Source organism: Halalkalibaculum sp. DA384 (genome assembly GCF_043951955.1).
Taxonomy (GTDB): Bacteria; Bacteroidota; Rhodothermia; order Balneolales; family Balneolaceae; genus JAMQKA01.
In genome coordinates this window covers 51,393-64,338 of record NZ_JBINJE010000006.1, presented here as the reverse complement: position 1 = coordinate 64,338, position 12,946 = coordinate 51,393, and the positions used below count along the sequence as shown (strand labels likewise).

General features: G+C 48.7%; 11 protein-coding genes. 6 read left to right on the top strand and 5 right to left on the bottom strand.

Annotated elements, in window-relative coordinates:
- Nucleotides 1–162: 162 nt before the first annotated feature.
- The 4 genes from ACG2E4_RS05515 to ACG2E4_RS05500 form a co-directional block, all read right to left on the bottom strand.
- Entirely contained in the window at nt 163–1,065 is a 903-nt protein-coding gene (locus tag ACG2E4_RS05515; RefSeq protein WP_395259863.1) for a histone deacetylase, read from the bottom strand.
- An 18-nt stretch (nt 1,066–1,083) separates the two neighbouring features.
- Entirely contained in the window at nt 1,084–1,848 is a 765-nt protein-coding gene (gene pgeF / locus ACG2E4_RS05510) for a peptidoglycan editing factor PgeF (protein WP_395259861.1), read from the bottom strand.
- A complete protein-coding gene (aroE, locus tag ACG2E4_RS05505) occupies nt 1,829–2,689 on the bottom strand; it encodes a shikimate dehydrogenase (protein WP_395259859.1) in 861 nt (286 codons plus the stop codon). The genes pgeF and aroE overlap by 20 nt, the downstream gene beginning before the upstream one ends.
- Before the next feature lie 75 nt (nt 2,690–2,764).
- Nucleotides 2,765–3,271 carry an SRPBCC family protein gene (locus ACG2E4_RS05500; protein ID WP_395259857.1) on the bottom strand — a complete coding sequence of 169 codons (507 nt, stop codon included), beginning with the start codon at nt 3,269–3,271 and terminating at the stop codon, nt 2,765–2,767.
- Between the two features lie 168 nt (nt 3,272–3,439).
- Here ACG2E4_RS05500 and ACG2E4_RS05495 point away from each other — a divergent pair, with 168 nt between their 5' ends.
- From ACG2E4_RS05495 to ACG2E4_RS05480, 4 genes are all read left to right on the top strand, one after another.
- Nucleotides 3,440–4,795, top strand: a complete 1,356-nt coding sequence (locus ACG2E4_RS05495; RefSeq protein WP_395275943.1) for a DUF1302 family protein — start codon at nt 3,440–3,442, stop codon at nt 4,793–4,795.
- A 420-nt stretch (nt 4,796–5,215) separates the two neighbouring features.
- Nucleotides 5,216–7,549: a carboxypeptidase-like regulatory domain-containing protein gene (locus tag ACG2E4_RS05490; RefSeq protein ID WP_395275942.1), complete on the top strand. Its 2,334-nt coding sequence runs from the start codon at nt 5,216–5,218 to the stop codon at nt 7,547–7,549.
- A 130-nt stretch (nt 7,550–7,679) separates the two neighbouring features.
- Nucleotides 7,680–8,423 (top strand): hypothetical protein, encoded by a 744-nt coding sequence (locus tag ACG2E4_RS05485; protein ID WP_395275941.1) that lies wholly within the window; start codon nt 7,680–7,682, stop codon nt 8,421–8,423.
- A 245-nt stretch (nt 8,424–8,668) separates the two neighbouring features.
- Nucleotides 8,669–11,014 (top strand): RND family transporter, encoded by a 2,346-nt coding sequence (locus ACG2E4_RS05480; RefSeq protein ID WP_395275940.1) that lies wholly within the window; start codon nt 8,669–8,671, stop codon nt 11,012–11,014.
- Here the strand turns inward: ACG2E4_RS05480 and tmk are convergent.
- Nucleotides 10,923–11,546 carry a dTMP kinase gene (gene tmk, locus ACG2E4_RS05475; RefSeq protein ID WP_395260984.1) on the bottom strand — a complete coding sequence of 208 codons (624 nt, stop codon included), beginning with the start codon at nt 11,544–11,546 and terminating at the stop codon, nt 10,923–10,925. The two genes, ACG2E4_RS05480 and tmk, sit on opposite strands and share 92 nt — an antisense overlap.
- 796 nt (nt 11,547–12,342) lie before the next feature.
- On the opposite strand from tmk, the gene ACG2E4_RS05470 reads away from it, so the two are divergent.
- Both ACG2E4_RS05470 and ACG2E4_RS05465 read left to right on the top strand, forming a co-directional pair.
- Nucleotides 12,343–12,651 (top strand): hypothetical protein, encoded by a 309-nt coding sequence (locus ACG2E4_RS05470; RefSeq protein ID WP_395275939.1) that lies wholly within the window; start codon nt 12,343–12,345, stop codon nt 12,649–12,651.
- A gap of 54 nt (nt 12,652–12,705) precedes the next feature.
- A complete protein-coding gene (locus tag ACG2E4_RS05465; protein ID WP_395275938.1) occupies nt 12,706–12,912 on the top strand; it encodes a dodecin family protein in 207 nt (68 codons plus the stop codon).
- The last annotated feature ends 34 nt before the right edge of the window (nt 12,913–12,946 follow it).

Here is a 12,946-nt window from a genome sequence, read left to right as displayed (position 1 = left end):
GAAAATGAGCCGGAAATTAGAATGAATTTAATAATTCATCCCGTGCCACGGCATATTCATAATTATGTCGATAGAACAGCATCGAAATATGCCTGACGATTATTATCCGGCATCGCTGAGTTTTACAGAGGCCTGCCCAATAGGCTGGCCACTCATTTGCATTTAACCGGTTTCATACTCCTTCGCTGCCCTGAACATCACGGCGTGCGCCTCCACCGTCTCTTTTAGTGTCGGCGCGTACCCACCGGAGAGCGTCAAAACCAGCGGAATGTCGCGATCCGCCGCCGTCTTTATGACCCTTCGGTCGCGCTCTTCAAGACCTTTCAGCGAGAGCGACAGCCTTCCAAAATGATCGGTTTCAAGGGGATCAATGCCTCCCAGGTAGAATATCAGATCCGGCTCAAAACGCTGAAATATTGTATCCAGTGCATCGCCCAGCTGTTGAAGATAGACCTTGTCACCCGTTTTATCCGGCAATCCGATGTCCAGTGTGGAAGGCGGCTTCAGAAACGGGTAGTTCTTTGCCCCATGTATTGAGAACGTAAACACATCCGGATTGTTACCAAAGATGGAAGCGGTGCCGTTGCCCTGGTGCACGTCACAGTCCAACACCAGAATTTTGCGCGCCCACATGCTTTGCTGTAAGACCTTTATCGCCACGGCGATATCATTGAACACGCAGAAGCCCTCTCCGTGTCCCGGCATGGCGTGGTGCGTCCCGCCCGCCAGGTTGCCGGCCAGTCCATCCTGCAGTGCCATCAACGCGGCATTGATTGTGCCCTGAACAGCCAGGCGGGACCGCCGTGCCAATCCTTCCGACCAGGGCAGCCCCAGCCGCCGCATAGCTTTCTTGTCGATATTTCCCGCCATAATACCCTCTGCGTATTCCTCATCATGGACGGTCAGCAGGTTGGTCATGTCCACCAAACCCGGTTCCACAATTTCGTACTCACCTATGATATTTCGTTCAGTCACAAAGCGGTACAGCCCCTCGAATTTTCCCATCGGAAAGATATGATCATCGGGGATCGGGGCGTTGTAACCGGGAGAATAGCTGACTCTCATGCACGCCTGCTCTTCAAATTAGTCCGAAAGTTGGATAATTGCCATCATGCGCCCGGTGTGCCCGTTCTCCCGGCGGTGAGAATAGAAAAGCTTGGCATCGCCGACGGTGCATCTCTGATCAGCCTGGATGTGAGATCGGTCAAGTCCCTGCCCTACCAGTTGGCTTTGCAGAAAAGCCCTGAGATCAACATGAGGTTTCTCAAAAGAAGAGCGGTCTACGAACCGGGCGGGGAACTGTTCGGCCACCTCTTCCCCCACCTCAAAATGCTCCTGGCAGATGCAGGGGCCTATCCACGCCCTGATGTCAGAAGGGGTGCAGCCCTGTTCCCGCATCACCTGTAATCCATTCGGCAATATATCTCCCGCCGCCCCGCGCCAGCCCGCATGAAGCGCCGCCACAACATTCATCACCGGGTCTGCCAGTAATACGGCCGCGCAGTCCGCTACCTGTATACCAAGGGCCAGCCCGGGAATCCGCGTCACCAGTCCATCGGTTTCGGGAAAAACGCCACCGCTGTTTACAACCCTCACCCGCGTTCCATGCACCTGTTCTGCAAAGGCCGTCCAGTCTGGCTCCTGGCCAAGGGCTTTAAAAAGCAGATCCCGGTTGGCAACCACCTGTTCCCGGCTGGCATCTGTATTAAAACCGAGGTTCAGCCCCGGCACGTCGGCCGAACTGTTTACAAGCTCGGCATTCTTCTGCGTAAACCAGGCATTAATTCCTGTTTCATCATTTAGAATGGAAGGTTCGACAAGCTTCAGGTTATTCGTATAAATACTCATTGAGCTTTTCTTTTATGATTTCTGTCGGGAACGGTTTGCCGGTCCAAATCTTGAAAGATTCACTACCTTGATGGATCAGCATATCGAGACCACCGATTGTAGTGGCCCCTGCCTGTTCGGCCTGCTGCAGAAACCGGGTTTTATTGGGTTTATAAACGATATCATAACAGATTTTACCTGACAGAAATTCTCTCTCGCTGTCTCGTACGGGCGACGCGTCGATGTTCGGTTCCATTCCAAGCGGCGTGGTATTGACGATCAAGCTCGCCTCATCGCTGTAAGCCGACCATTCCCCGTAGCCGACCACCCTCACTCCGGAATACTGTGCAAAAGCGCTGTTGCGGGCGGGACTGCGCGAAACCAGTATAAGCTCCTCGACCCCGGTTTTCACCAGCGCAGCTACAATCGCTTTTGAAGCTCCCCCGGTTCCAAAAATGACCGCCCTTGTACCGGCCAGCTCATCCTCCATCGGCTCAAGGGGTTTCAGAAAGCCGTAAAGATCGGTATTGGTAGCAACCAGCCGGTAATCTCGTTTAAAGATGGTATTAATAGCGCCGATATCCCTTGCCAGCGGTTCCACTTCATCTACATAGTCCATGAACATCTCTTTGTAGGGAACGGTAATATTCGTCCCGTGAAACCGGTTGCTGTTAAAATGGGCTGCAATGCCGTTAAATTCGGAAGGATCCAGGTCGACAGCAAAATATCGCAGGTCCATGCCGTAGTGATCTGCAGCGGTATTATGCATCAGCGGAGAAAGACTTTGCGAGACAGGGTGCCCGAGCAGCAGCAAATGAGGCTGGTTGGAATTGGTCGAGTTTTTAAATTCGGAAAATCTCAAACTTTTCGTGGTTTCTTTAAACAAAAAATGCGTGCCGTAAAGCACGCATTTTTTTATAATATGTCAAGGCTTACCTTAGACTGTAACCTCGTCCTCCTCAGCTTCAGCCTCCTCCTCTTCGGCTTCAATTTCTGCCAAAGTCGCATCGGCTTTTTCTTTATACTTGTTACTTTCGGCTTCTGATTTAAAACGATCCAGGTCTTTTTTCAACTGGGCCGGAAGAGCTTGAATAAATGCAGCCAAGTCCTCTTCAGGCTCACCATAGAAGGTCCGATAATCCAGGCTGAAGTCAACACGAGTACGCTCTCCGTTGTCAAGCGGAGTAAACCGAATAGTACCGGTTTGATTCAAATTGCCGTTGATGGTTATCCAGGCAAACCGCGTATTGCGAAGATTGTCAATAATATTGGTTGTCCATTGAAACTCTTCGCCACCTATTTGAGTTGCAAATTCAAACGTTTGAGAGTTAACTTTATTAACTTTATCTATTCGTTCTAACAGGTGAGGAAAGTAGAGCGGATCGCTTAGATATTCATAAACTTTGGCTAGAGGTAAATCTACTTCAATTCTTTCGTGCGCCATAGTAATTCTTTCTTCGAAATTGAAAGGTTAGCATTTGAATGATGACTAATTAAGTCACTTCGTAGGAAGCACCCACAATGCAATAAATTTAAGCATTTTTTGCTTCATCAGCAATTTATTTACGATTTGAACCCCTGAAAAATACTTAAAAAAATCAACCCCCTATTCGTGAAGCTTTATCCCCGTTTATTTACCGTTCTGTTCAGTTTTGGCATTTTCTATTTATTTGGTTTCCCTTCAGAAAGTTATGCTCAAACCAAATTCACCGGATTTATCCGCAACTACAATGCTGTGCAAACGGTGCCCGACCATAATATCCTGGTGGGACGTAACCGGTTCAGGCTTAACTTGCGTCATTCGCTTTCTGCCGGACAGATTGTGGTCTCCAACGATGTTCAGAATTATTATCATCGATCTGTCGACTCATTATCATACCGCTTACGGGAGGCCTATGTTGAACTCTTTTTCAAAAAAAGCGATCTGCGCCTGGGGCGACAGATCATAGCGTGGGGCCGTACGGATGGGGCGTTTGTTACCGACCTGGTATCACCGGCAGATTTGTCGGAATTTTTAACGCGTAGTTTTTCCGATATCCGCACAGGAGTAGATGCTTTGACATACTACAGGTATTTTGGCAGTGACTACCTGCAGCTGGTCGTCAATCCGGTGTTTAGTCCCAATAAGACTCCTGAACCGGGAGACCGGTGGTTCGCGAGAACCTTTTTCGATGGAGATCTGCCCGTTCAATTTCAACAATTTCGCCGAGAGCCCGCCCTAAAAAACGCTCAGGCGGCAGGCAGGCTGGCGATGCGCTCCAACCTGCACTATGATCTCGACCTGGGAATTCTCTACTGGCATTATCCCAATCCCGGGTACTACAAAACGTTCCAGGCGGAGCCCGGTACTCACGGAAATCTGCATCTTCAGGAACATTTTACGCAAAGCCTGGTTTTTTTCTATTCCGGCGTCGTGCAGCTGGGCAATCGATTATTATTTAAATCCGAATCCTCGTTCTATACGCACCGCTCGTTCGATTACCTTCCTGAGGACCTGCAGGAAATCAATTATGAAAATCCAAGTCCCGGCGAACAATTACGCCTGAAAGAGGCGTTCAGCCGCAATGATGACGGATTCCTGGCAGACCAACCCTGGCTGATCGGCATGGCGGGCCTGGAATATGAGACCGGGGGATGGACCATCGGCACACAGGTTATCAGTGAGTTTATCTTTGGTCATGACGATGAGCTTTTGCAAAAGCAACACTACCGCTACGCCACCCTGCTGCTGCAGCGCAGTTTTTTGAGAGATAAACTGGAGTTCCGGGGTTTCGGTCGCTATAATATCGACGGGCGGGATTTCTGGGTCAACCCGGAAATAACCTATTCCGGAATTGACAGCTTCGAAGCCTCCCTTGGCACTCATCTCTTCGGCGGACCTGAACCAGAGCCTTTTTACGGGCATCTTTCTTTTGAAAACTATTCTTCAAACAGCTTCGGGTACCTTCAGGTTACGGCCTATTTCTAGCCCGCATTTCTCACAAGTATTTTGGATAAATTACTATAACTTTATGGTTTACAATAACTTATACCAATTTTTACTGCCAAATCATCATTACAGTCTGTAATAGGCTGCGAAATTGGCCTTTCAACTGCGTTGAAGGACAAATTTCTTGGTGAGAAATCCCGGGCTAGTGTATTCAATGGCTGATTAGGGAAACAGGTATTTGTGGAATACGGATATTTTTCGACTTTATTCCTGATATTACAACCGGGACAGGTGTTGAAGCCGTTGATTTTTGGGATGATAATTCTTTAATATTTAATGATCATAAACCATGATTCAATCTCTGTCAATTCTACGTTTTTTGCCGGTACGTGCTATCTCCTGATCTTGGTCAACTGAAATATACCGAAGACCTGCTTTTAAACTCCAACATCATATAACGTGAGCGATAAACTGATACTCCGGCAGGCTCCTCTTTTCCCAGGTATATCCCTGTTTTCCATCCGTTTTGAACCAGCAAAAAATATCGTGGTTCGGATACTTCTTGCCGTGGTATTTTTTATGCTTGCCCTTGGCAGCGCCACAGCGCAGACCGCTTCCGTACGGGGGCTGATCAACGACGCCCAGAGCGGACAACCGCTGGAGGGCGCAAATGTCGTCTTGCAGCTGACAGACACCCGGCAGGTCAAAGGGCGGGCAACCGACGCCAACGGGTTTTACCAGATCAGCAATATAACACCCGGGAATTATGTCTTGCGTATTAGCTATGTAGGCTACATGCCGTACCAGGATACCCTCACCATTAAACGCGATCAAAATCTTACATTCAGCATCTCCCTGCGGCCAGACAGCGAACGGCTGGATGAACTGGTTGTGGCGTCCGGGGGGGCGGCCCGACTGGAAGGAGGACGACAGAAAGTATCAGCCACAGATCTGAGCAGAGTGCCCACTCCTGCCGGCGGAGGAGACCTGGCCAGCTACCTCCAGACGCTTCCGGGCGTGGTGACAGCCGGTGACCGGGGAGGACAACTCTATATCCGGGGCGGAACACCCTCCCAAAACATGGTGCTTGTAGACGGTACGATGATCTACCAGCCGTTCCACATCCTTGGATTTTTCTCCACTTTTCCGGAAGAGCTGGTCGCCTCGGCCGACTTTTATGCGGGTGGTTTCGGCCCCCGGTACACCAGCCGAATCTCGTCAGTCCTCGATATTGCGATGAAAGATGGTAACAGAAATGAAGCCGAAGGCACCGCTTCCGCAAGTCCTTTTCTCGGAGAAGTGGTAGTTGAGGGGCCCCTTTCAGAAGGGAAATCATCCTGGATCGGATCAGTTCGCCGTTCATTGATAGAGCAGACAAGCCCCTGGTGGCCGGGAGGTTCCCAGCCGCTGCATTTCGAAAGCCAGTATCTGAAAACGAGTTTCTTTGGCAACAACAATTCGCGGTGTTCTGTCACAGGTGTCCGAACCTATGACCGCGGCCGCCTTGACGAGCAGGAGAATGATGTCATCAGGTGGAAAAACCTGGTGGCCGGCGGACGCTGTGTGGCCCTTCCGGAAGGATCTGACCTGCTGTTCGATATCAACGCCGGACTTTCTTACGTATCCAGCGCAGCAGGTGGCAGCGAAAACCCGGAGCGAACTTCACGGGCCACAAGGGTAAACCTGGACGTAAACCTGAGTCGCTACTTTGATCAAATTCGGGTTGATTACGGCATGTTTTTTCGCACCACTACGTTCAATTACGAGATGAGTGAGCTATTCGGAGGACCTCAATCAGATTTCAACCACCTGGCCAGTTCCGGTGCCTATGCCAAGGCCACCATTCCCGTCGGCAGCCGGGTTATGATTCAACCGGGAAGTGCAGTCACCATTTATCGCAACTCATTTCCCGTCAGCATTGAACCCCGGCTTCGGCTCTCATGGCAGCCGCGGGGGCTTGAACGCGAAACATTGCATTTGGCAGGCGGAATATATCGGCAGCCGGTTACCGGCATCAGCGACAAGCGGGATGCGGGATCAGTTTTTAAAACATGGATGCCGGTCCCAACAGGAGGAGCTGAAATGGAAGCTTGGCATGGACTGCTGGGCTGGCAGCAATCGGTCCGGACGGGGTTAGAGTGGTCGATAGAAAGCTACTATAAGCGTTTGCAAAACCTGTCGGTGCCCACCCGAAATTCCACCACCCGCTTTACCACCGACCTTGTTCCCGCTGAAGGATATGTGCTGGGCGGCGATATTCGCCTGGAGTATCAGTCCGGCCTGTTTTACGGGTTACTTGGGTATGGTTACAGCTGGACTGAATATGAAACCCGGGCTGGAAACGTAAGCGACTGGGCGGGGGATTCCGACAGACGATTTCACCCACCCCACGACCAGCGGCACCAGGTCAACTTCCTGGCCAGCCTGGAACACGGAGGATATACCGTGGGACTACGCTGGCAACTGGGGACCGGTTTTCCCTTCATACAGCCACAAGGTTTTTTTGAAGCCCTCCCGTTTTCAGAACATCTGCCTATTACGCGGCAGGATCCCGGTACCCAGCGCGTGATCACCCAAAGGGGACGTTTGCCCGTCACCCACCGGATGGATATATCGGCGGAACGGAGCCTTGCGCTGTCCTCCGGCCGCCTGAATATTCAGGTGGGCGCCATCAATTTATATGACCAGGAAAACCTGTTTTACTATGATGTATACAACAACCGGGGCGTCGACCAGCTGTCGTTTACCCCCTACTTTTCAATAAAATACGAACCCGGCTCACTGGATTTTTGACCTGCATACAATGTTGCAATTGATGATCCAAAATAAAAAACGCCATCAACCTTTTAGTTTATACCCGTTTATTCTGGTTTTGGTATTTGCCACTTCAGGTTTCATGAGCTGCGACCCGGCCTTCAACCCAGTGAGCGATGACGATGAATATATTTTTGCGATTCAGGGATACCTGGATGCTTCTGCGGATACCCAGTGGGTTCGGGTGATGCCGATACGAAAGTCGGTCGATCTCAAACGGGATGCCCCTGCAACTGTTGTTCTCGAACATCCGGAAAGCGGCCAGTCTGCGGTTATGAAGGACTCGCTGTTTGAATTTGTATATACTCACGCGGTAAACTACTGGTCGACGATGAATATTAAAGCGGGAGAAACGTACCGGCTTACTGCAGAACGTTCAGATGGAGCCACCAGCAGTGCAACCGTGACGCTCCCGGAGGATTTTCCAACACCCGTAGTTCAGATGGGGCGTTCAGGATTCGACTATGTGTATATCAACGGGATAAAAAAGCTGGCTGACGTGCATACCCGCTTCCATACCGAATCGGGAGAAATCGTCGTCGTTCCTCACATCCGCGATACTGTAAGCCGCAGATCGGACGACTATGTGGTGGCTATAGACCCGGCAGAAGACCTGGCCGCTTTGGGTGAGCATAATACTGATGGCTACACCCGAAAAGAGATCTTTGTAGCGGCCGGTGGACCGAACTGGCCACCGATGGGATCAATTGATGAAGACCTGATCTCCATGCCTGAAGGCGTTTCAAACGTTACCAGCGGAGCGGGATATCTGGCCGGCATTGTTAGCAAGATCCTGCCTTACAGGTGCTGCTTCGACGAAAACGGGGACCACGCTCCCTGCCCTCTTGAGTAATTCCACTGCAATTTGGTAGATTTCTATGCCACTGTCCAATCGGTTGCATTACATCCCCCTCCCTGTTGAAAGCTTCAACATAACCTGGATTTTGCGGGGCTATACCAGGGCCAATATAGAACTAGACCTCTTCATACTAATACTGATTTTGTACATTGTGCCAGGTGAATCGGCCCGGGACTTTCCCGGAATGAATTGATGCAGGTTCTGGTTATCGCTTTTCATTCGGAAACAAGCCAATAATATTGAGACGGTTCGCCCAATTTATCCTTCATCATCCAAAACCGATCCTGGTTATCTCTGGGGTCCTGGTCCTTGCCGCGTTGTACCCCGCGCTGAATATCCGAACCGACTTCAACCTGGAGAATTTTTTCCCAAAACAGGATCCCACCATCAGGGATTACGAGTATCTTGAACAGGAGTTTGGCCGGGATGACAACACCATCATGGTAGGATTCAGGCACCATTCTTTACTCTCTCCTTCCGTGCTCACCGATTTAAGCTCAATAGTTGACTCCGTGAAAATGATCCCGCTGGTGACGGAAGTCCGGAGCTTGTGGTCGGCCGAACATATCCGCGGAGATAGGGCCAGCCTCGAGTTCGAACCCTACCTTCAGGCAGCAGATTTGAACTTCGTCTCAACCGATAGTATCCGTACGGCCCTGACGAGCGATTCACTTATTGAAGGCTTTCTAATCAACGAGCAGGCGACCGTTACCGCTTTCTACCTGGAAATTGCCGGCGACCAAAACAATTTCGATACCCGGCAACAAGTGATCAACCAGCTCAACGATATTCTGGATCAGTACCGCTCCAGGTACGACTTCAAGCTTTCCGGGATTCCCTATTACCGCAACCAGTATGTCAACTACCTGAATGATGAAATTACATTCTATATATCTCTCTCATCCGTTCTGATTATCCTGTTGCTCTGGCTTCTATACCGCAGTAAACTCGGTGTGCTTTTCCCGATGCTGATCGTCTGGCTGACGATCCTGTTTACGTTGGCGATCATGCAGTTGACGGGGGGATATTTCGAGGTCATGTCGAGCACTATCGCTCCGATTCTGCTTTGCGTGGGGATTGCCGATTCCATCCACATGATTTCGAAATACGATGATGCCCGCATGGATGGACTGGACAAGCGGCAATCCATTGTTGAAATGCTTCTCACGCTTGGCAGCGCCACATTTCTGACCAGTATCACAACAGCCATCGGGTTTGGCACGCTGGTTACCAGCACTATCGTTCCGATGCAGCGCTTCGGTATCTATACCGCTGTGGGAGTCCTGGCAGCATTTTTCATTACCATCACGTTCCTCCCCTCGGTGCTTACCATGTCGGGCAGTCAAAAGATATTCGGGCATAAAAGCGCCCGCCTGTTCAACTTTTTCACCCGGGGGCTCCGGAGAATAAGTTCATTCAACCGGCAGCACTACAAAAAAATTGTGATTGGCTCGCTTCTGCTCACCCTTAGCCTCGGCAGCGGTATATTCCTGCTCAAAGTAAACGGAAAAGTTTTTGACGAGCTCGGCCGGGATACCCAGCCTATCAGGGATGCCGAGTTTTTCAGTCAGCATTTGACTCCGCCCTATCCCATGGAATTCGTCATTAACACGGGATCAGAAAACGGGATTATGGACCCCGGGTTTCTCCAAAAAGTGGAGACGTTTACCCGGTACCTGGAGCAACATCCCGAGGTCGACCGGGTCATCTCGATCAACACATTGCTGAAAGAGGTCCACCAGGCGATGGCCCCGGAACAGTATCGCGAGCGGCCGCTGCCTCAAGACGAACAGCTGATCGCCCAGTATATTTTGTTGCTCGAATTCAATGAATCGGATCTCCTCCCCCGTTTTAGCGACTTTTCCTACCAGCAGGTCCGTGTAGCTGCCAATGTATTTGATGTGGGATCCTATCAGATCAACCTGCTCCGCGACTCGCTGCAGAGCTACCTGCGGGAAGCATTTCCCGAGAATGAAGTGACTCTTACCGGCAGCACGATACTGAGCGCCAATCTCAACGGGAAGATCGTAAACTCACTGTTCAAAAGCATTCTGCTGGCTTTCGGTCTCATCTCAATTATCATGGCCCTGCTGTTCAAAAATGCCCGAATGGTTTTTATCTCGCTCGTCCCGAACATCCTGCCCCTGCTGATGGTGGCGGGTTTTATGGGATTTGCCGGTATTGATATCAAAGCTTCCACGGCGGTGATATTCACCATTGCGTTTGGTATTGCAGTGGATGATTCTATTCACTACCTGGCGCGCCTCCGAATAGAGATGAAACGGGGACGTTCCCTGCCGGAGGCCCTGAATTTCACAACCATAAAGACCGGCAAGGCAATTGTGGTTACCAGTCTTATCCTTATCGCGGGATTTGGCTCACTGCTGACCAGTGTTTTTATATCAACCGTGTACATGGGGATGCTTGTGGGACTAACTGTGCTTTCAGCCCTGTTGTGCGACCTGGTTTTGCTACCCGCCCTGTTTTACTGGATCAAGCCGGATGTTCGTTTTGATGCAGCGCCTCCGAAATCCGATGCCAAATCAGCTCATGCACCTGCTCTTGAGAAAGACTCGAATCGATAGCTACAATGCGGTCTTCTGCAGCGGCCAGTTTCTCAAATCCCTTGATGACTTTCCTGAAAAACGAATCCCCGGATTTTTCCATCCGGTCTTTGGGAAGCGACTGAATCCGTTTTTTTGCCTCCTCGAGGCTAATTTGGAGGTAGAAGGTCAGATCGGGCTGGCGGTGATGACTTGCCAGCTCATTCAACAGGGCAATCGACTCCAAAGGGGCGGAGCCGCGCCCATATCCCTGGTAGGCCGTCGTGGAATCATAAAAACGATCCAGAATTACAACCGCGCCCTCATCAAGCAGTGGGAGTACCCGTTCTGAGATAAGCTGTGCCCGCGCTGCAGAAAACAGTAACAGTTCGGAAACCGGATCAATATCCAGATCGGAATTGAGCAATAGTGAACGAATGTTTTCGGATAACTCGGTGCCTCCCGGCTCGCGGAACACCTCGACGCGATACCCGTTCTCCTGTAATTTATGGCGTACCAGGTTGATATGTGTTGATTTACCGCTGCCGTCAATACCTTCGAAGGTGATAAACACTGTAAATAGAGTCTTTTAAAAATTAAAAATTCATCTTGAACTTTTTCCAAAATGAATATCGCATGTAGAATTCAAAAAGACCATTTTAAAACAACAATGTACTATTTTTAACAGCCCAAAAATAGTAGGCAGGAATTCAATTCCCATCACCTCTATTGAATAAACGTTATTTAATTTCCAATCTGTTTATAGAAGGCTTTTCAAAACTGTTGTTGTGCCCAGTTTCGGCATTTTTTCGAATTCGAAATCCTCATTTATGAGGTATAAACTGTGGTTTTAAATATGCTCAGGCTTTGAATCTGTCCCCCCCCCTGGATTTACAAAGCCCTCCTGTATTCATTCATTTTGAGGTCATTCTTATTTTTTGAAAAATTTTACAAACGTGTCGTTTTATACGATATCCCGGTTTATTTTACCCTGTCGGTTCCAATCCTTCAATCCCGGCATATTCCAGACTAAGCGCAGAATTAGCAGAACCTCCTACAGAGTAAAGGCAAAATCACTTTCAAAAGTGGTAGAAATGATTGATTGATACATCAGGAACCAGTCAATTAAGGTCCTGGCAATAGAAAATGATGTAGTATTTCTCCCGCCAAATATTTAGTGATTTAACCTGTGAATAATCAAGGACATAGATATTAATTATATAGTCAGCCGAAAAAAAATGAAAGATTTTGGGCTGGGATGAAGCTCATAATTCACTTGTTGCCGAAACAGACATTTGCCAGACAGAAGTAAAATTTTAGAATTGGAATCGAACCTTCATAACAATCTTACTAATTACAGAAACATTCTTATGAAAAATATCAAGCAGTCAAAAAGAGAAAAATACATTGACACTCTTTCGAATAAACTCAAAGAATGGGACCGGGATCTGGAAAAAGTTGAAGAAGAAATAGATGAACGGTTTGAGGAATTAGTAAATGACTACCGTGATAAAATTGAAAATCTTAAGGAAGTCCGACCTAAAATAAAGAACGAACTCAACAGGATTGAAGAAAGTAGTGAAGAAGCTTTTGATTCTATAAAAAAAGATCTTCAGAAACTGTGGGAAAATTCCAAGAAAAAACTCGAGTCACTTAAGGATGAATTGGGAATAGACTGAAAACAAGAAAACAGATTATAACTACTTAAAACCGAAAATAAAAAAGAGGATCATATGTCACTAGCAAAAGTAATCGAAGTAATAGGCGAAGGCGATACCATGGAAGGTGCCGTACAAAATGTAGCCGCGGAAGCCTCAAAAACAGTCGATAACATAAAGAGTATTTATTGCGAAAACATACAAGCAATAGTGGAGAATAACTCAGTGATCAAATACAGAGTCAACGCAAAGGTAACCTTTATAATTGGTAAAAAGGGCTGACAGCTGCCGAATGATAGGAATACAATTTTTTGTA